Here is an 18,688-nt window from a genome sequence, read left to right on the forward strand (position 1 = left end):
GATCAGGTCTCGGCTCGGCCTGGTCGGCTGATGGGGGCGGTGAGCATGCCGGTGATGGCGTCGACGAGGAAGTCGCCGACCTCGGGCCATCGGGGGTCTTCGCCGTCACGTTCGGCGCGTGCCTCGACCTCTGCGGTCGCGGTGCTGACGATGCGGGTGATCAGTCGCGCCCGGCCGGCGACCACGTCCGGGTCGAGGTGCCGCAGCCGCGCGGCGAGTGACGCGCGCAGTTGCAGTGCCTGTGGCGTGATGTCCTGGGCTTCCCGCATGATCGGCTCAGTGGCGGGGTTGTGGAGTACGTGGTCGAGGAACCGGGCCCGCCAGCTCGGGCGCGGTAGCTGGTCGAGGACCCGCATGCTGGGCGCCACGAGACCGCGTATGTCGCCGAGGACGGAGTCGTCGGGTGGTGGCATCCCGGCGCGTTGTTGCGTCACGTCGTGCACGTGGCGGGCCAGAAGCGCCTTCAGCAGCCCTTCGCGCCCGCCGAAGTAGTAGCGCACCGCCGAGTGGTTGGTGTTCCCGGCTGCCTCGGCCACCCTCCGGTCGGAGATCTCCGCGACGCCTGATTCGGCGAACAGCCGCTCGGCCGCGTCCAGCAGCGCGGTGCGTGCCGCCCCGGACCGCCTCATGACCTGGCCCCCTCGTGTGTCCGCCGAGATGTGTGACTGAGGTCAACCTAGCTGGATTCCCACTCTCGGCATCCGCCACCTACAGTTTGTAAGTCACCTGGCGTACAAACATGGTCTGGAGCATGCATGGATACCGAAGCCGTGATCGAGGCTGCCGACGTGATCGACGGCCGCCCGCCCGGCGCGGACCGCAAGGAACAGATCATCCGAATGGTTGCCCTGTTCGTGATGCCGTTCCTCATGGTCACGATGATGTTCGCGACCTACATGGCGACCATGCACTCACCGCACCCCCGGGACATGCCGGTCGCGGTCGTCGGCAGCGGCGCGACGGCGCAGGCGATCGTCGACGGGCTCAACGCCGCTCCGGGTGACACCACCGAGGCCACGCTCGTGGCCACCCGGGACGACGCGGTCGACCTGCTGCACGACCAGGAAGCCGCCGGCGCGCTCATCCTGCCCTCCGAGGGCAGCACCAGCGCGACCATCCTCACCGCCTCGGCGGCCGGCGCCTCGCAGGGCGCCACCGTCCAGCAGTTGCTCGCGCCCGTGACCGTCGAGAACAACTGGCAGGCCACCACCGAGGACGTGGCACCGCTACCCGACGGTGACCGCGCCGGCATCGTGGTCCTGTTCGCCGCCATGGGCATGATGCTGGCCGGCTACGTGCCGCTGAGCATGATGGTGATGGGCACTCCCCACCTGCTGCGGCTGCGGCGGTTCCTGCCCGTGCTGGCCGGCTGGTCCGCGGCCACCAGCTCGATCATCTGGCTCATCCTCGGGCCCATCGTGGGGGCCGTCGAGGGCCACTACCTCACCTTCCTCGGCGTCGGCATGCTCGCCACCGCAGCCGTCGGCATGGCCCAGTTGCTGTTCTCCAAGCTGGTCGGGCCCCTCGCGGTGCTCCCCGGCATGCTGCTCTGGGTCGTGTTCGGCATGCCCGCGTCGAACCTGGCGCTGTCCGTGCACAACATGCCCGGGTTCTTCCAGTTCCTGCACGGCGTGCTCCCGCTCCCGGCGGCCGGCGAGGCGCTGCGCTCGGTCCTCTACTTCGACGGCACCGGCCTGGGTGGCCACCTGATCGTCCTGGGCGTGTGGATCATCGCTGCCCTCGCGCTCTGCCTGCTCAAGGAGCGCAGCGCGACCGGGGACGTCATCCCCGGCGTCCCGCCGATCTCCGACCCCGACGCCAAGGCTCCCGCCCTCGCCGGCGGCCCGCCGCGCTCCAAGCGGTTCCGGTACGTCGCCGCGGCCGCCTTCCCGCTGGCCATCCTCGTGGCCGTCGTGGGCGCCATGGGCTTCTCCATGCACAAGCCGCAGCCGCACGACATCCCGGTCGTCGTGGTCGCCGCGCTGCCCGAGGTGGCCCAGCAGACCGCCGACGGCCTCAACACCCAGCTCGACGGCATCCTCGACGTCACCGTCGCGAACACCGCTGAGGAGGCCACCGAGCAGATTCGCGCCCGCGACGTGGTCGCCGCCTTCGTCCTGCCGTCGGCACCGGACGCCCCGGCGACGCTGTACTCGGCCTCCGCGGCCAACCCGAGCCAGCAGTCCACGATCCGCGCGATCTTCGAGCCGATCGCCGCCGCCCAGGAGCTTCCGCTCACGCTGACCGACGTGCAGCCCTTGAGCGAGAACGACACCGGCGGCAGCAACAGCATGTACGTCGGCATGTCCTGGATCATGGCCGGCTTCCTGTTCCTGGCCGTCCTGCGCGGCGGTGCCCCGCACGTGCGCCGCCTGCCGCAGTTCCTGCCGCTCCTGGGCGGCTGGGCGATCGGCATGTCCGTCTGGCTGTGGTTCCTCTTCGACGTCCTCATCGGCGCGATCAGTGGCAACGCCCTGGAGATGATCGCGTACGGCGCCCTGACCATCTTCTCGGTCGCCCTGGCCACCGGAGTGCTCACCCGCACCGTCGGCCTGGCCGGGATCATCCCGATGATGGTGGTGCTGATGATGGCCGGCGTGCCCGCCTCCGGCGGTGGCCTGTCGGTCTACATGGTCCCCGAAGTGTTCCGCCCCCTCCAGGACATGCTGCCGCTGCCGGCGGCGGTCGACATCGCCCGCTCGCTGCGCTACTTCGACGGTGTCGGCGTCGGGCAGAACCTGCTGGTCATCGCCATCTGGGGTGCCGTGGGACTGGTCCTGAACCTGCTGATCGATCAGTGGCTCAAGCGCCGCGAGCGTCGCTCGGGTGCCGACGACCCGGACGCTGGCTCGGCTCCGGAGGTGCCCTCGAAGCTGGTGCCCGTCGAGGTGCACTGAGCGACGACAGTCCACCGCCGACCCGCCCGGGTCGGCGGTGGACTGCTCGATCTCGTCAGGCGGGGTTGTACTCGACAGCGACGTCGAGCACCCACGTGATGCCGAACGGGTCGGTGAGCATGCCGTAGAGGGGTGCCCAGCCGGCCGGTGCGAGGTCCACCACGACGGTCGAGCCCTCGCTGAGCTTCTTCCAGTAGCCGGTGATCTCGTCGGCGTCCCTGCCCCGGACCGAGACGAAGAACGGGCTCTCACCCTGGCTCCACGGCCGCGCCGCCGGCACGTCGTACGCCATGATCTGGAAGCCCTCGGGGGAGGTGACCTGGCCCCACATGATCTGGTCGGCCTCGTCCGGGTTCTGCACGTTGTGGGCCTCGGCGTAGGTCACCGCGACCAGGTCCCCGCCGAACACGGACCGGTAGAACTCGAGAGCGGCCCGCGCGTTGCCCCGAAGGTTGATGTGCGCGACGGTGGTGATGCTCATTGCTGCTCCTCGTGTTACGGATGATCCGCGGCTGTTGCCCCGGCGCGGGACAGACAGTGGCAGGGGTAGCGGTCAGGTTGTGGCCGCTACTTGGGGAAGAATCTGGTTCATGCCCACCACCTCGGCGAGACTGCTGGCGCTGCTCTCTCTCCTTCAGGCACGGCGTGACTGGCCGGGCGGCCTGCTCGCCGAGAGGTTGAACATCAGTCCGCGTACGGTGCGGCGCGACGTCGACCGGCTGCGCGAGCTCGGCTACCCGATCCGGGCCTTCAAAGGACCCGACGGCGGCTATCGGCTCGACGCCGGAGCCCAGATGCCGCCGCTACTGTTCGACGACGAGCAGGCGGTTGCCATCGCCGTCGCACTCCAGGTGGTCTCGGCCTCCGGGGCGGACGTCCAGGAGGGCGCGGAACGAGCGCTGAACACCATGCGGCAGGTCATGCCCAGCCGACTGCGGCACCGCATCGACACCCTCCAGGTCACTGCCGTCGACCAGCCCACCACCCGCCCGGGATCCTGGGTCGACAGCACCGTCCTGACAGCCATCGGCGCGGCCGTCCACGCCCACGACGTTCTCCGCTTCGACTACGTCGCGGCGACCGCCGAGACGGACGCGCCGCCGCGCCGGGTGGAGCCCCACCACCTCGTCACCTGGAAGGGACGCTGGTATCTGGTCGGCTGGGACCTCGACCGCGACGACTGGCGGATCTTCCGCTGCGACCGGATCAGCCCGCGTACCCCCACCGGACCACGCTTCACCCCACGGCAGCTGCCCACGGCAGACGTGGCCACGTTCGTCACCGGCCGCTTCCGGGGTTCCGCGGACAGTTCGGAGTGGCCCTGCGTCGGCGAGGTCATCCTCGACCTTCCCGCCACAGTCGTCGCCGCGTACACCCGCGACGGGATCGTCGAGGAACTCGGCGCCGACCGTTGCAAGCTCGTCCAGGGCTCCTGGTCCTGGACGGGTCTGGCAGCAGCCCTCGGCAGGTTCGACACCGGCATCGAGGTGATCAGGCCCGCGGAGCTCAAGGCCGCCTTCGCGGGGCTCGCCCGCCGCTATGCCGACGCGGCAGGATGACGCCACGGCGTCGCGCAGGGTTTCCTACCAGCGGAAACGCAAAACCGGGCGCGGGGAGCCGACATGCTCCTGCGCCCGGCGAGGTCATTCTTGGTGCCCCCGGCAGGATTCGAACCTGCGCCCCCGCCTCCGGAGGGCGGTGCTCTATCCCCTGAGCTACGGGGGCTCAGCGACTGGAGAAGACTAGCAAACCTGCTGCGCGAACGCCGAATCGGTATCGGGTGAGCCGATCGTGTCGGAGACCGGCTCACCCGGGTGCTCAGGCCGCCGCGATCGCCCGACCGCAGCTGGGCAGCGGGTGCAGGACGATCCGTCGGGGCAGGCGGCGCGGCCACTCGTTGCGCGGCCAGGAGCCGTCGACGATCAGGTGCACTGTGCGCTGCTCCTCGCCGCTGAGCCGCAGCACGAAGTCGCGGGGGAGTGGCGGGTCGACCGTCGGTGTGGTGATCATGAACCGCACCCGGCCTCGGGACGAGACGGCGGAGATCACGTCGGCGGCCGGCATGGTGCCGCGCAGTCGCACCCGGCCGATCCAGTAGACCTCCGCCAGGTGCTCCTGGGCCGCCCGGGTGATCGCCGGGTATTCGCTGCGGACCCACCGCTCGACCGCGCTGACGCATAGCCCGCAGGCCCGCTCGCGCGGTTCCCGCGGACCCAACCCCCAGGCTCGCAGGTACGCCCCGACGGCGCCCGCGTCCAGCGGCAGGTCGAACCGGCGCTGGATGAGCGTGGTGAGGCTCTGCCGCGTCCACAGCTCCTCATCCAGGCCGAACTCGTCGGGGTGGACGCCCCGCAGCGCGTCGATCAGTTCGAGTTCCTGTTCGCGGCTGAGCATTCCCGGCTCGCCCTGCCGCTGTCCGCGACGGACGGCTGCCACCGCCCCGTCACCGCCGATGGTGTGGCGTCGGCACCAACTGGTGACCGAACGCCGTGCGTCTCTGAGTGCAACCCCCACGTCTTTGGCAACGAGCCCGAATCGCAACTGGTCACGATATGTGGGGAGAAAACTCTCTAAGCAACGTAATAGGTTGGACCGCTCCAATCGACCAAACCGGTCGCTAGGCGACAAACGTCTACAAGTCGCCCTGCCGGTACGCGCCGCAGCGGGCCGGCGTAGTCGCTGCGACGGGTCGACCAAGCCTCGACGCAGTGGCCAGCCCTTGACCACTCCAGGTCGCCGATGTGGGGGCATCCACCCGCAGGGATACCCCCATGTCGCCGATCTGGAGTGGATCAAGGGCTGCCGTCTGCCGCGCGCAGCGCCCGACATGGCGCGGGCCCGCGGCCACCGCCGACGTGCGGCGGGGACGCGGGCCCGATGTGCCCGTGCGGAGGGTCAGCCCTTGGCCTGCGTCTGGAGCTGCCGGAGGTTGTTCAACTCGGTCTGCTGGGTGGCCTTCATGGTCTGCGCCACCCGCACCACCTCGTCGTTGTCGGTCTCGCCGAGCACCGCGTCGATCATGTGGATCCCGCCCAGGTGATGGTTGATCATCAGGGTCAGGAACTGCCGGTCGACCTCGATGCCCTGGGCGTCGCGCAGCGCCGTCATCTCCTGCGGGGTGGCCATCCCCGGCATCAGCCCGTCCTTGACGGTCGCCCCGTCGGACATCCAGGCCATCGGCGGTTGCGACCCGGTCGGGCTGAGGCCCCACTCCCGCAGCCAGGTCTGCATGGCGCCGATCTCGCCCTGCTGCCCGGTGGCGATGTCCACGGCCATCTGCCGCACCGCGGGCATCGTCGCCGACCGGTAGGCGGTGAGGCTCATCTCCACCGCCTGGGTGTGGTGCGTCGTCATGTCCCGCGCGAAGCCCGCCTCGACCGAGGTGTCGCCGGGGCGGGTGAGCTGCGGGGTGAGCAGGCCGCCGGCGTACCCGAGCAGCAGGCCCACCACCACCATGATGGCGAGCGCCGGGACGCCGTAGCGACGTGCCGGCCCCCGGCCGTCCTCGTCGGGGTCGGCCGGTGCCGCGTTGTGCTCGCTGTCGGTGGTGGCGGGGGCAGTCATTCGCCGTCCTTACTGGGTGGGCGTCTGGGCCTGGAGGTCACGCGGCGTGGTGCCGGTGGCCGTCACACCCTGGTTGCACAGTGCGGTCGGACCCTCGATGGAGGCGTTCACCCGCAGGGCCTTGATGAACTCGTCGATCCGCCCGTCGTCGGCGTTGTCGACCTTGAGCTGGTAGCCCCACGCCTGGAGGGAGATCGGCTTGTCCAGGCCCTCGAACGGGCTCAGCATCATCTTTTCGACGCCGCGCACCTTGCCGGCGAGCTTGTCGACCTGGTCCTGCGGCAGGTTCGGCTGGTAGGTGATCCAGACGGCGCCGTGCTCCATGCTGTGCACCGCGTGCTCGCTGGCGATCGGGGCGTCGTACACGTCGCCCATGCAGTTCTGCCAGGTGGCGTTGTGCACCCCGCCCACCGGCGGCGAGTAGTTCCAGGTCAGCGGGCCGGACTTGTGCGACTCGTACTTCAGGCTGTCCGGGTCGGACTTGCGGATGTTGACGATGCCGTCGATGGCGTTGGCCCGCTTGTCCCACGGCTTGGCGCCCTGGAACGACGCCCAGGCGCCGTACCCGATGATGCCGGCCGCCAGCACGCCCACGGCGACGAAGAGCGCGATCGGGCCCCAGGCCCGACCCTGGCTCACCTTGACCGGGGTGACCGGCTTGCGGGGGCCCTTGCCGCCTGCCCGCGGGCTGCCTGCAGGCTTGCCGGTCGGCTTGCTGGAGCCGGCCTTGGCGCCGGACGCAGGCCGGCCCGCAGCCGGCTTCTTGCCGGTGCTGACCACGGTCGGGCGGCGCTCAGGGCCGCCCGGGGTGCTGATGCTCATCGTGCCTCGTCAGGTCGGTCGGTCAGGGGAGATGGCGGGCCGATGACGCGCAGGGTTGCCGCCGAGTGCCCGAGTCTACCCCCGATAACATGGGGGAGTGACTCCTGCAGAACTCGCCTCGGTCGTCCTCACCGCCGCCCACGCCGTCTTCGACGAGCGTGGCCTGGACCACGCCGCGCTGCCGGAGCGCACGGTGGTGGAGCGACCGCGCAACCCCGAGCACGGCGACTACGCGTCGACGCTCGCTCTGCAGTTGAGCAAGAAGGTGGGCGTCCCGCCGCGGGATCTGGCCGCCGCCCTAGCCGACCAACTGGGTCGGGCATCCGGCATCAAGTCGGTGGAAATCGCCGGGCCGGGCTTCCTCAACATCCGGCTCGACGCCGCCGCCGCCGGCCAGCTCGCCCGGCTGATCGTCGAGGCCGGCGCGGAGTACGGCCGCAGCGACCGGCTCGCCGGCGAGAAGATCAATCTGGAGTTCGTGTCGGCCAACCCGACGGGCCCGGTGCACATCGGCGGCGTCCGCTGGGCGGCCGTCGGTGACGCGCTCAGTCGGCTGCTGCGGGCCGCCGGTGCCGAGGTGGGCACGGAGTACTACTTCAACGACGCCGGCTCCCAGATCGACCGGTTCGCCCGCTCGCTGCTCGCCGCGGCGAAGGGCGAGCCCGCACCGGAGGACGGCTACGGCGGGGCGTACATCGCCGAGATCGCGGCCGAGGTGCAGGCCCGGCGGCCCGACGTGCTGACCCTGGACGACGACGCCGCCCAGGAGGTGTTCCGGGTCGAGGGCGTCGCGCTGATGTTCGACGAGATCCGCTCCACGCTGCGCGACTTCGGGGTGGAGTTCGACACCTACTTCAACGAGAAGGACCTGCACGACCGGGGTGAGCTGGATCTCGCGCTGGTCCGGCTGCGCGAGCAGGGTCGGGTCTACGAGTCCGACGGCGCCACCTGGCTGCGGACCACCGACTTCGGCGACGACAAGGACCGGGTGCTGCGCAAGTCCAACGGCGAGTGGACGTACTTCGCCGCGGACTGCGCCTACTACCTCGACAAGCGGGAGCGCGGCTTCGAGCGGGTCGTGATCATGCTGGGCGCCGACCACCACGGCTACGTCGGGCGGATGAAGGCGATGGCGGCCTGCTTCGGCGACGACCCGGAGCGCAACCTGGAGATCCTCATCGGGCAGCTGGTCAACCTGCTGCGCGACGGCGCCCCGTTGCGGATGAGCAAGCGGGCCGGCACGGTCATCACGCTGGAGGACCTGGTCGACGCGATCGGCGTGGACGCCTCCCGGTACGCCCTGGCCCGCTACTCCAGCGACTCGCCGATCGACATCGACATCGAGCTGTGGACGCGGGCGAGCCGCGACAACCCGGTCTACTACGTGCAGTACGTGGCGGCCCGGACGGCCAGCGTGGCCCGGCACGCCGCCGAGGTCGGCCTCACCCGGGGCGAGGGCGAGGCGTTCCGCCCCGACCTGCTCGGCCACGAGAAGGAGAACGAGCTGCTCAAGGCGCTCGCCGAGTTCCCCGCCGTGGTCGCCTCCGCCGCCGAGCTGCGCGAGCCGCACCGGATCGCCCGCTACCTCGAGGAGCGCGTCGCGCAGGCGTACCACCGCTTCTACGACGAGCCGGCCTGCCGGATCCTCCCGCGCGGCGACGAGCCGGTCTCCGACGCCAAGCGGGCCCGGCTCTGGCTCAACGACGCCACCCGCACCGTGATCGCCAACGGCCTGCACCTGCTCGGCGTCTCCGCACCCGAGAGGATGTGACATGAGGGCTCACGAGGCTGGTGCGCTGCACGGCGACATCGGCAGCCGGGGGCCGGCGTGGCTGCGTACCCCGGAGGACGTCAACGCCCTGATGCCGGCGCTGTGGCCGCGCAGCGTGACGCGCGGCGCCGACGGCGCGGTCGCCGTCGCGGGCCTGAGCGTCCGCGACATCGCGGCCGAGTTCGGCACCCCGGTGTACGTCCTCGACGAGGCCGACCTGCGCTCGCGCTGCCGGGACTTCCGGGCGGCCTTCCCGAAGGAGGACGTCTACTACGCCGGCAAGGCGTTCCTCTGCCGGGCGGTGGTCCGGATGATCGCCGAGGAGGGGCTGTACCTCGACGTCTGCACCGGCGGCGAGCTGGCCACGGCGCTCTCGGCGGGGATGCCGCCGGAGCGGATCGGCTTCCACGGCAACAACAAGTCGGTGGCCGAGCTGAGTCGGGCGCTGGACGCGGGTGTGGGCCGGATCATCCTCGACTCGTTCACCGAGATCGACCGGCTCACCGCGCTGGCCCGTGAGCGGGGCGTCCGGCCCGGGGTGCTGATCCGGGTCACCGTGGGTGTCGAGGCACACACCCACGAGTTCATCGCCACCGCGCACGAGGACCAGAAGTTCGGCTTCTCGCTGGCCGGCGGCGCCGCCGCCGAGGCCGCGTTCAGGGTCCTCGACGAGGGCGTGCTGGAGCTGCGCGGGTTGCACTCGCACATCGGCTCGCAGATCTTCGACGCGAGCGGCTTCGAGGTGTCCGCCCGGCGGGTGCTCGGCCTACAGGCGCAGATCCGCGACGCGCGTGGGGTGGAGCTGCCCGAGCTGGACCTGGGCGGCGGTTTCGGTATCGCGTACACCACCCAGGACGACCCGGCCACTCCGCAGGACCTGGCCAAGCGGCTGCGCAAGATCGTCGACTCGGAGTGCGCGGCGGAGAGCCTGGCCGTGCCCCGGCTGTCGATCGAGCCCGGCCGGGCCATCGTCGGGCCGGCCGTGTTCACCCTCTACGAGGTCGGCACGGTCAAGGACCTCGACGGCATCCGGACGTACGTCAGCGTCGACGGCGGGATGAGCGACAACATCCGCACGGCGCTCTACGACGCGTCCTACTCGGCGACGTTGGCCTCCCGGGCATCGACCGCGCAGCCCCTGCTCGCCCGCGTGGTGGGAAAGCATTGTGAGTCCGGGGACATCGTGGTGAAGGATGAATTCCTGCCCGCCGACGTGCAGCCCGGAGATCTTGTCGCAGTGCCCGGCACCGGCGCCTACTGCCGGAGCATGGCCAGCAACTACAACCACGTGCCCCGACCAGCGGTCGTCGCGGTACGTGACGGTCAGGCGCGTCTGATCGTCCGGCGGGAAACGGAAGAGGACCTGCTCGCATTGGATGTTGGATGACGTCACCTGTGCGTTTGGCTCTGCTCGGCTGCGGCACGGTCGGTCAGGAGGTGGTCCGGCTGCTGCACGAGCAGTCGGCCGACCTGACTGCCCGGATCGGCGCTCCGCTGGAGATCGCCGGCATCGCCGTGCGCCGGCTCGGCCGCGACCGCGGTGACCTGCCGGTCGATGAGTCCCTGTTCACCACCGACGCGCTCGGCCTGGTCAAGCGCGACGACGTGGACGTGGTGGTCGAGGTGGTCGGTGGCATCGAGCCGGCCCGAACCTGGCTGGTCGAGGCGCTGCGCGCGGGCAAGAGCGTGGTCACCGCCAACAAGGCGTTGCTCGCCGAGGACGGCGTGGCCCTGCACGAGGCGGCCGCCGACGGCGGCGGCGACCTCTACTACGAGGCGTCCGTCGCCGGGGCCATCCCGCTGCTGCGCCCGCTGCGGGAGTCGCTGCACGGCGACCGGATCAACCGGGTCACCGGCATCGTCAACGGCACCACCAACTTCATCCTCTCCGCGATGGACGCCACCGGCGCAGGCTTCGCCGAGGCGCTCGAAGAGGCAACCGAACTGGGGTACGCGGAGGCCGACCCGACCGCCGACGTGGAGGGCTTCGACGCGGCGGCCAAGGCGGCGATCCTCGCCTCGCTGGCGTTCCACACCCGGGTCGGCGCCGCCGACGTGCACCGCGAGGGCATCACCGAGGTGACCGCCGCCGACATGGCCAGCGCCCAGGCGATGGGCTGCACGATCAAGCTGCTCTGCATCGCGGCCCGGGGCGTCGACACGGCCGGCCGCGAGACGGTCAGCGTCCGGGTGCACCCGGCGATGATCCCCCGCAGCCACCCACTGGCCAGCGTCGGTGACGCCTTCAACGCTGTCTTCGTGGAGGCCGACGCGGCCGGGCAGTTGATGTTCTACGGCCGGGGCGCGGGTGGCGCGCCGACCGCCAGCGCCGTGCTCGGCGACGTGGTGGCGGTCTCCCGCAACCGGCTCGCCGGAGTCCGCGCGGCCAGCGAGAGCGCGTACGCGGCCCTGGCGGTCCGGCCGATGGGCGAGGCGCTGACCCGCTACCACATCAGCCTGGACGTGGCCGACCGTCCGGGTGTGCTGGCCGCGGTGGCCGGTGTGTTCGCCCGGCACGACGTGTCGATTTCGACGGTGCGGCAGGGTTCCGCGGGCGGAGCGCCCGGCCGGGACGGCGACGCCGAACTGGTCATCGTCACGCACGTCGCGCCGGACGCCGCGCTCGCCGCGACCGTGGGTGAACTGCGTGGCCTGGACATCGTGCGATCGGTCACCAGTGTGTTGCGGGTCGAGGGCGGGGCCTGAATCGTTGCACCGGTCGTGGGGCGCTCGCTCGTCCCGCCAGGTGGGTAACCCGGGGTGTGCCACCGGACGCTCCGACAGGCTGGTCCAGGGTGACCGTGTGCGCAGGTCGGCGCGAGGGTCAGAGGCGAGGAGAGCGACATGTGGCGGGGTTTGATCGAGGCGTACCGGGATCGGCTGCCGGTCACCGCGGCCACGCCCGTCGTCACGTTGCACGAGGGGAACACCCCGCTGCTGCCGGCGCCGGTGCTGTCGGCGCGGCTCGGCTGCGACGTGTACCTCAAGGTGGAGGGCGCCAACCCGACCGGCTCCTTCAAGGACCGGGGGATGACCGTCGCGGTGTCCAAGGCGGTCGAGGCCGGTAACAAGGCGATCATCTGCGCCTCCACCGGTAACACCAGCGCGTCCGCCGCGGCGTACGCGGCCCGTGCCGGGCTGACCTGCGCGGTGCTGGTGCCGCAGGGCAAGATCGCGCTGGGCAAGCTGGCCCAGGCGCTGGTGCACGGGGCGAAGCTGCTCCAGGTGAACGGCAACTTCGACGACTGCCTGGCGCTCGCCGCCAAGCTGGCCCAGGACCACCCGGTCGCGCTGGTCAACTCGGTCAACATCGACCGGTTGCAGGGCCAGAAGACCGCCGCCTTCGAGATCGTCGAGGCGCTCGGCGACGCGCCCGACATCCACTGCCTGCCGGTCGGCAACGCCGGCAACATCTCCGCCTACTGGATGGGTTACTCGGAGGAGCACGCCGCCGGCACCACCACCCGCGCACCGAAGATGTACGGCTTCCAGGCCTCCGGGGCGGCCCCGATCGTGACCGGTCAGGTGGTGCCGGAGCCGTCGACCATCGCCACCGCGATCCGGATCGGCAACCCGGCGAGCTGGACCAAGGCCCTCGACGCCCGGGACGCCTCCGGTGGTCTGATCGCCGCGGTGACCGACCGGGAGATCCTCTCCGCGTACCGGCTGCTCGCCCGCGAGGTCGGGGTCTTCGTGGAGCTGGGCAGCGCGGCCAGCGTGGCCGGCCTGCTCCAACAGGCTGCGGCGGGTGCGGTGCCGGCCGGGTCGACGGTCGTCTGCACGGTGACCGGTCACGGCCTGAAGGATCCGGAGTGGGCGATCTCCACGGCGCCGTCCCCGCTGACCATCGCGAACGACCCGCTGGCGGCGGCACGCGCCCTCGACCTGGCATAAGGCGGTAACCACCCGGCCGGGTGGGCGGCGGGGGGCGGCGTCCCGCCGCCGCCGACGAGCGGGCGTGGGGGCGGCGGGGGTCGGCGTGATCGAGTCCGGCACACTCTCGGATATCCCCGCCCGTAATCTCGTTCAGGAGTGAACCAGGCCGATGTCGCTGCTCGCCAGATTCAGCCTCGCCAACCGAGGGCTCGTCGCCCTCATCGCGGTGGTGATCACGGCGTTCGGAGCGTTCGCCGTGCCGTCGTTGAAGCAGCAACTGCTGCCATCACTGGAGTTCCCGGGCGCGTTCATCGTGGCCGCCTACCCCGGCGCCGGACCCGAGATCGTCGAGTCGCAGGTGACCGAACCGATCGAGAACGCCCTGCAGGGCATCCCCGGTCTGGACAAGATCAGCTCCACGTCCCGTGAGGGATCGGCGACCGTCCAGGTCCAGTACGAGTTCGGCACGGACCTGGACAACGCGGTCAACAAGATGCAGACCGCGCTGAGCCGGATCGACGCCCAACTGCCGGAGAACGTCGACCCGCAGGTCATCGCGGGCGGCACCGACGACCTGCCGGCAATGGTGCTGGCCGCTGCCGGCACCGGTGACGAACGGGCCCTGGCCGAGAAGCTGCGCTCGGCGGTGGTGCCGGAGCTGGAGAGCATCGACGGGGTACGCGCGGTCGAGGTGACCGGGGCCCGCGACGACGTCGTGGTGGTCACCCCGGACCAGGCCAAGCTGGCCGCGGCGAAGCTCCCGCCGACCGCGATCGGCTCGGCGCTCAAGACCAACGGCGTGTCGATGCCGGCCGGTGCGGTCGCCGAGGGCGGCCTGACCCTCCCGGTGCAGGTCGGTACGCCGATCGCCACCATGGACGACCTGCGCGGCATCGTGGTCGCGCCCGGCGCGGTCCCGGTCCGTCTCGGTGACGTGGCGACCGTCGAGCAGACACTCGCCCCGATCACCGCCATCACCCGGACCAACGGCAAGGAAAGCCTCGGCATCATGGTCACCGCCGCGCCGGACGGCAACGCGGTGGAGATTTCGCACGAGATCCGGGACCGGCTGGCCGACCTCAAGGACGCCTCCGGCGCGGAGCTGACCGTGGTCTTCGACCAGGCGCCGTTCGTCGAGAAGTCGATCGAGGCGTTGACCACCGAAGGTCTGCTGGGCCTGGTGATGGCGGTCATCGTCATCCTGGTCTTCCTGCTGTCGGTGCGCTCGACCGTGGTCACCGCGGTCTCCATCCCGCTCTCCGTGCTGGTGGCGCTGCTCGCCCTGTGGATCGGCGACTACTCGCTCAACCTGCTCACCCTCGGCGCGTTGACCATCGCGGTGGGCCGGGTGGTGGACGACTCGATCGTGGTGCTGGAGAACATCAAACGGCATCTGGAGTACGGCGAGGAGAAGCAGCACGCCATCATCACCGGCGTCCGTGAGGTGGCCGGCGCGGTGACCGCGTCCACCCTCACGACGGTGGCGGTGTTCGCGCCGATCGCGCTTGTCGGTGGGTTCGTCGGGCAGCTCTTCGCACCGTTCGCGATCACCGTGACGGTGGCCCTGCTCGCCTCGCTGCTGGTCTCGCTGACCGTGATCCCGGTGCTGGCGTACTGGTTCCTCAAGCCGCGTGGCGGCACGGTCGACGACGAGGCGGTGCGGCGCGGCGCGGAGGAGAAGGAGCTGCGCAATCCGTTGCAGCGGGCGTACCTGCCGGTGATCGGCTTCGCCACCCGCGAGCGGTCGACCCGCTGGATCACGGTCGGGGTCGGCCTGCTGGTGCTCTTCGGCACCTTCGGGCTGGCGCAGAAGCTGGAGACCAACTTCCTGGACGACTCCGGTCAGGACACGCTGAGCTTCCGCCAGGAGTTGCCGGCGGGCACCGGTCTCGTCGCCACCGACGAGGCGGCCAGGCGGGTCGAGGCGGTGCTCGGGCGTATCGACGGGGTCGAGACGTACCAGGTGACCGCGGGCGGCGGGGACAACCCGTTCGCGGGCGGCGGCGGCAACAACGTCGCGACCTGGTCGCTGGCGCTCGACGGTGACACCGATGCCAAGCAGATGCGTACGACGTTGCGCGAGGAGTTCGACAAGCTCGGCATCGACAAGGAGCAGATCACCTTCGGTGGCGGGCAGGACGCCTCGACCAGTCAGCTGGAGGTGATCGTCCAGGGCAGCGACCCGGAGGTGCTGACCCGCGCCGCCGAGGCCGCCCGGACGGCGATGGCCGGGGTGCCGGGCGTCGAGGACGTGTCCACCAGCCTCGCTGAGCGGGTGCCGCGGGTCGACGTGACAGTCGACCGGGTCGCCGCCGGCCGGGTCGGGCTCACCGAGGCAGCGGTGGGTCAGCTCGTGTCGCAGGCGTTCCGTGGCGCTCCGCTGGGGCAGGTCTCGCTCGACGGCCGTCAGCAGAACGTGGTGCTGCGGTTGAGCGCGACGGCGCCGGTGTCGCTGGAGGAGCTGCGCGCCCTTCCGGTCGGCCCGGTGAAGTTGGACGACATCGCGGACATCACGCAGGCCGAGGGGCCGCAGCAGGTCACCCGGATCGACGGTGAGCGCAGCGTCTCGGTGACGGGCACGGCGACCGGCTCGAACCTGGGCGCGACCAGCCAGGAGCTGCAGAAGCGGCTGGACGCCATCAACGTGCCGGGTGCGACCTTCGCCATCGGTGGGGTCAGCGCCGACCAGGCGGACGCCTTCGCCGACCTGGGGCTGGCCGTGCTGGCCGCCATCGCGATCGTGTTCCTGATCATGGTGGCCACGTTCCGTAGCCTCACCCAGGCGTTGATCCTGCTGATCTCGATCCCGTTCGCGGCGACCGGCGCGATCGGCCTGCTGCTGATCACCGGGACGCCGATGGGCGTGCCGGCCCTGATCGGTGTGCTGATGCTCGTCGGCATCGTGGTGACAAACGCGATCGTGCTGCTCGATCTGATCAACCAGTACCGGGCGCAGGGCATGGGCGTCCAGGAGGCGGTGGTCGAGGGCGGCCGGCGTCGACTGCGCCCGATCCTGATGACCGCGATCGCGACCATCTTCGCGCTGTTGCCGATGGCGCTCGGGTTGACCGGCGAGGGTGGCTTCATCTCCCAGCCGCTGGCGGTGGTGGTGATCGGTGGCCTGCTCAGCTCGACGCTGTTGACGCTGATCCTGGTGCCGACGCTCTACACGATGGTGGAGCACACCAAGGGGTCGCTGCGGGATCGGCGTCGCGCTCGGCGTTCCGGGGACGCGGCCGTGCCCGAGCCGACCGGGTCGGAGACCGCGGGGCCGTCCAGTCCGAACCAGGTGGCGGTGCCCGCCGCCGCATCGGCGTCGAGCTCCGGGTCCGCGTCGGCCACGGCGGAGGGCTCGCAGCCGGCCGCGCGACCCTCCGGTGCGCTGGTGGACGGCACGGACCAGTTCGAGGTGCTGCGGCTGCCCCGCAGCCGCACCTCGCCGCTGCCCCCGTCGGAGCCGACCGAGTAGTCGACCCGGCAACACCACGGCGCCCCCGGCAGGCCTCGACCTGCCGGGGGCGGTCCCGTTCGCGGGCGCCGACACTCCGATCGAACAACCGGCCTGCACTTTATGTCACCTCTTGCATACTTCTGGTAGGCATTCGAGGGTGCGAGCGGAGCGGGGCGGCAGATGAGCGAGGGCGCGCGGGGGTGGTCCCGTCGCGACCTGCTGCGCCGGGGCGGGCTGCTGGCAGGCGGGGCCGCCGTCGGCGCGGGAGCGTCCGAGGCGTGGCGGGTCGATCGCCGCGGGCTGCCGCTCGGCGATGGCCCGGCCGGCGCCACGGTCGGTAACAGGCAGCAGGACGTCGGCAGCGGAACGCTCACGGCCGTCTGGTCGGTGGCGACCGAGAGGCGACTGGTGGCGCTCACCTTCGACGACGGACCATCTCCACAGTGGACGCCAATGGTGTTGGACGCTCTGGCCCGGCACCAGGTGCCCGCCACGTTCTTCCTGGTCGGCGTGCAGGTCAGACAACACGCCCACCTCCTGCGCGACCGACTCGCCGAGCACGAGGTGGGCAACCACAGTTGGGCGCACCACGACCTCGCCCGGATGGACGCCGGCGAGGCGTACGACGACCTGAGCCGCAGCCACGACACCATCGCCGACCTGATCGGAACGCCGCCCCGGCTGATCCGCCCGCCGTACGGCCACCTGGGCGGCGCGGTGCTGCACGCGGCGGCCCGGCTGAGCTGCCGCCTGGTCCTCTGGTCACTGCAGATGGTGGAACGGGAATTTCCCGATGACCCGACCGGGCACGCCCGCCGGATCGTGGCCGACGTCCGGCCGGGAACGATCCTGCTCGGGCACGACGTGGGGGCACGGCGGCGCCTGGTCGCGCTGCACGGCCTCCCTGACATGATCACCGGGTTGCGGGCCCAGGGTTACACCTTCGTGACCGTATCGACACTCCTCGCAACCGGAGTAGGCCCCGCATTGACCGGGTAGGGTCCCGCTCCGTGGCGACCACCCTCTCCGTCCTCACCGGCAATCGGAGCTTCCGCAACCTCTTCCTGGCCGAGCTGGTGGTCTTCGGCGCCGACTGGTTCGTCATGGTGCCGCTGCTGGTGCTGCTGCCCCAGTTGACCGGCAGCGGAGTCTGGGGCGCGCTGGTGCTGGCGGTGGACACCGGCATCGTGGCGCTCCTGCTGCCGTACACCGGCACGGTCGCCGACCGGTTCGACCGGCGGAAGATCATGATCGCCGCGAACGTGGCCGCCCTGGTGGGCGTACTGCTGCTGCTCGGCGTCCGCAGCGCCGGCACGGCGTGGCTGGCGCTGGTGGCGATCGGCGTGGTCGCCGTGGCCAAGGCCTTCTACTCACCGGCCGCCCAGGCCGCGCTGCCCAACGTGCTCCAGCCGCACGAACTGGCCGCCGGCAACGCGGTGGCGGGCTCGGCCTGGGGCACCATGACGGTGGTCGGCGCCTCACTCGGCGGCGTACTCAGCTCGGCCACCGGCCCGTACGTCTGCTTCTGGGTGGCGGGGGTGGGCCTGGTGCTGGCCGCGGGCCTGGCCACGCGGATCCGCCGGCCGTTGCAGGCGGCCCGCGACCCGGAACTGCCGGCCCAGCGGACCTGGTCGGCGGTCCGCGAGGCGCTCGGCTACATCGGGCACCGGCCCCGCGTGCTGGCGCTGGTCACGGTCAAGTCGGCGGTCGGCCTGGGCAACGGGGTGCTGACGGTGTTCCCGCTGCTCGCCAGCGTGTACGGGGCCGGTCCGCTCGGCGCCGGCCTGCTCTTCGCGGTACGCGGGGCCGGGGCGTTGGTGGGGCCGATCCTGATGCGCAGGGTGCTGACCAACCGCTCCTGGCTGCTGCCCGGGCTCGCGTTGTCCATGTCGCTCTATGGCCTGTCCTACCTGGGCACGTCGGTGGTCCGCTGGTTCCCGTTGGTGCTGCTGCTGGTCTTCGTGGCGCACTTCGCGGGCGGCAGCAACTGGGTGATGTCGAACTTCGCCCTCCAGGGCGAGGTGCCGGACCGGTTGCGCGGGCGCGTCTTCGCCACCGACATGATGCTCGCGACGCTGGCCATCTCGGTGAGCCAACTGGCGGTGGCCCTGGTGGTGGACGTGGTGGACGAACGGGTGGTGCTGGCGGGCTGTGGGCTGGTCACCCTCGTGTACGCGATCGGCTGGCGGATCGCCACCCGCCGGCTGTCGCTCACCGACCCGGTTACCGAGCCGGTTCCGAACCCGACCGGTTGACCTGGCGGTCCCATGCTGCGGGCAGCGGACCGGAACGTCGGTGCGGACCCCT

The 18,688-nt window shown here is 71.1% G+C and carries 14 protein-coding genes and 1 tRNA gene; 9 read left to right on the top strand and 6 right to left on the bottom strand.

Going from position 1 to position 18,688, the window contains the following annotated elements:
• Nucleotides 1–2: 2 nt before the first annotated feature.
• Nucleotides 3–629 (bottom strand): helix-turn-helix domain-containing protein, encoded by a 627-nt coding sequence (locus tag ABZ808_RS18560; protein ID WP_357007671.1) that lies wholly within the window; start codon nt 627–629, stop codon nt 3–5.
• A gap of 126 nt (nt 630–755) precedes the next feature.
• Here ABZ808_RS18560 and ABZ808_RS18565 point away from each other — a divergent pair, with 126 nt between their 5' ends.
• Entirely contained in the window at nt 756–2,897 is a 2,142-nt protein-coding gene (locus tag ABZ808_RS18565) for an ABC transporter permease (RefSeq protein WP_357007673.1), read from the top strand.
• A 55-nt stretch (nt 2,898–2,952) separates the two neighbouring features.
• Here the strand turns inward: ABZ808_RS18565 and ABZ808_RS18570 are convergent, their stop codons facing one another.
• Entirely contained in the window at nt 2,953–3,378 is a 426-nt protein-coding gene (locus ABZ808_RS18570; RefSeq protein WP_357007675.1) for a VOC family protein, read from the bottom strand.
• A 109-nt stretch (nt 3,379–3,487) separates the two neighbouring features.
• On the opposite strand from ABZ808_RS18570, the gene ABZ808_RS18575 reads away from it, so the two are divergent.
• A complete protein-coding gene (locus ABZ808_RS18575; protein ID WP_357007677.1) occupies nt 3,488–4,456 on the top strand; it encodes a WYL domain-containing protein in 969 nt (322 codons plus the stop codon).
• Nucleotides 4,457–4,547: 91 nt separating this feature from the next.
• Here the strand turns inward: ABZ808_RS18575 and ABZ808_RS18580 are convergent.
• The 4 genes from ABZ808_RS18580 to ABZ808_RS18595 all read right to left on the bottom strand — a co-directional run bounded on the left by ABZ808_RS18580 (nt 4,548) and on the right by ABZ808_RS18595 (nt 7,283).
• Nucleotides 4,548–4,622: transfer RNA gene (locus tag ABZ808_RS18580), tRNA-Arg, on the bottom strand.
• 93 nt (nt 4,623–4,715) lie between these two features.
• Entirely contained in the window at nt 4,716–5,411 is a 696-nt protein-coding gene (locus ABZ808_RS18585) for a winged helix-turn-helix domain-containing protein (RefSeq protein ID WP_357007679.1), read from the bottom strand.
• A 381-nt stretch (nt 5,412–5,792) separates the two neighbouring features.
• Nucleotides 5,793–6,461, bottom strand: a complete 669-nt coding sequence (locus tag ABZ808_RS18590) for a DUF305 domain-containing protein (RefSeq protein WP_357007682.1) — start codon at nt 6,459–6,461, stop codon at nt 5,793–5,795.
• 9 nt (nt 6,462–6,470) lie between these two features.
• Nucleotides 6,471–7,283, bottom strand: a complete 813-nt coding sequence (locus tag ABZ808_RS18595; RefSeq protein WP_357007685.1) for a DUF3105 domain-containing protein — start codon at nt 7,281–7,283, stop codon at nt 6,471–6,473.
• Nucleotides 7,284–7,380: 97 nt separating this feature from the next.
• On the opposite strand from ABZ808_RS18595, the gene argS reads away from it, so the two are divergent.
• The 7 genes from argS to ABZ808_RS18630 all read left to right on the top strand — a co-directional run bounded on the left by argS (nt 7,381) and on the right by ABZ808_RS18630 (nt 18,636).
• Nucleotides 7,381–9,054 (top strand): arginine--tRNA ligase, encoded by a 1,674-nt coding sequence (gene argS, locus ABZ808_RS18600; protein WP_357007688.1) that lies wholly within the window; start codon nt 7,381–7,383, stop codon nt 9,052–9,054.
• A gap of 1 nt (nt 9,055) precedes the next feature.
• Nucleotides 9,056–10,441: a diaminopimelate decarboxylase gene (gene lysA, locus ABZ808_RS18605; protein ID WP_357007690.1), complete on the top strand. Its 1,386-nt coding sequence runs from the start codon at nt 9,056–9,058 to the stop codon at nt 10,439–10,441.
• 8 nt (nt 10,442–10,449) lie between these two features.
• Nucleotides 10,450–11,760 carry a homoserine dehydrogenase gene (locus ABZ808_RS18610; protein ID WP_357008221.1) on the top strand — a complete coding sequence of 437 codons (1,311 nt, stop codon included), beginning with the start codon at nt 10,450–10,452 and terminating at the stop codon, nt 11,758–11,760.
• 138 nt (nt 11,761–11,898) lie between these two features.
• Nucleotides 11,899–12,948 (top strand): threonine synthase, encoded by a 1,050-nt coding sequence (gene thrC, locus ABZ808_RS18615; protein WP_357007693.1) that lies wholly within the window; start codon nt 11,899–11,901, stop codon nt 12,946–12,948.
• A 151-nt stretch (nt 12,949–13,099) separates the two neighbouring features.
• Entirely contained in the window at nt 13,100–16,399 is a 3,300-nt protein-coding gene (locus ABZ808_RS18620) for an efflux RND transporter permease subunit (RefSeq protein WP_357007696.1), read from the top strand.
• Between the two features lie 162 nt (nt 16,400–16,561).
• Nucleotides 16,562–17,380: a polysaccharide deacetylase family protein gene (locus ABZ808_RS18625; protein ID WP_357007699.1), complete on the top strand. Its 819-nt coding sequence runs from the start codon at nt 16,562–16,564 to the stop codon at nt 17,378–17,380.
• Nucleotides 17,381–17,391: 11 nt separating this feature from the next.
• Nucleotides 17,392–18,636 (top strand): MFS transporter, encoded by a 1,245-nt coding sequence (locus ABZ808_RS18630; protein WP_357007702.1) that lies wholly within the window; start codon nt 17,392–17,394, stop codon nt 18,634–18,636.
• The last annotated feature ends 52 nt before the right edge of the window (nt 18,637–18,688 follow it).

It is taken from the genome of Micromonospora sp. NPDC047527 (assembly GCF_040643015.1).
Classification (GTDB): domain Bacteria; phylum Actinomycetota; class Actinomycetes; order Mycobacteriales; family Micromonosporaceae; genus Micromonospora.

What these genes read in the sequence shown, in the direction of transcription:
- ABZ808_RS18560 (WP_357007671.1), bottom strand. Translation starts at nt 629, where the DNA reads ATGAGGCGGTCCGGGGCGGCACGCACCGCGCTGCTGGACGCGGCCGAG.
- ABZ808_RS18565 (WP_357007673.1), top strand. Translation starts at nt 756, where the DNA reads ATGGATACCGAAGCCGTGATCGAGGCTGCCGACGTGATCGACGGCCGC.
- ABZ808_RS18570 (WP_357007675.1), bottom strand. Translation starts at nt 3,378, where the DNA reads ATGAGCATCACCACCGTCGCGCACATCAACCTTCGGGGCAACGCGCGG.
- ABZ808_RS18575 (WP_357007677.1), top strand. Translation starts at nt 3,488, where the DNA reads ATGCCCACCACCTCGGCGAGACTGCTGGCGCTGCTCTCTCTCCTTCAG.
- ABZ808_RS18590 (WP_357007682.1), bottom strand. Translation starts at nt 6,461, where the DNA reads ATGACTGCCCCCGCCACCACCGACAGCGAGCACAACGCGGCACCGGCC.
- ABZ808_RS18595 (WP_357007685.1), bottom strand. Translation starts at nt 7,283, where the DNA reads ATGAGCATCAGCACCCCGGGCGGCCCTGAGCGCCGCCCGACCGTGGTC.
- lysA (WP_357007690.1), top strand. Translation starts at nt 9,056, where the DNA reads ATGAGGGCTCACGAGGCTGGTGCGCTGCACGGCGACATCGGCAGCCGG.
- thrC (WP_357007693.1), top strand. Translation starts at nt 11,899, where the DNA reads ATGTGGCGGGGTTTGATCGAGGCGTACCGGGATCGGCTGCCGGTCACC.
- ABZ808_RS18620 (WP_357007696.1), top strand. Translation starts at nt 13,100, where the DNA reads ATGTCGCTGCTCGCCAGATTCAGCCTCGCCAACCGAGGGCTCGTCGCC.
- ABZ808_RS18625 (WP_357007699.1), top strand. Translation starts at nt 16,562, where the DNA reads ATGAGCGAGGGCGCGCGGGGGTGGTCCCGTCGCGACCTGCTGCGCCGG.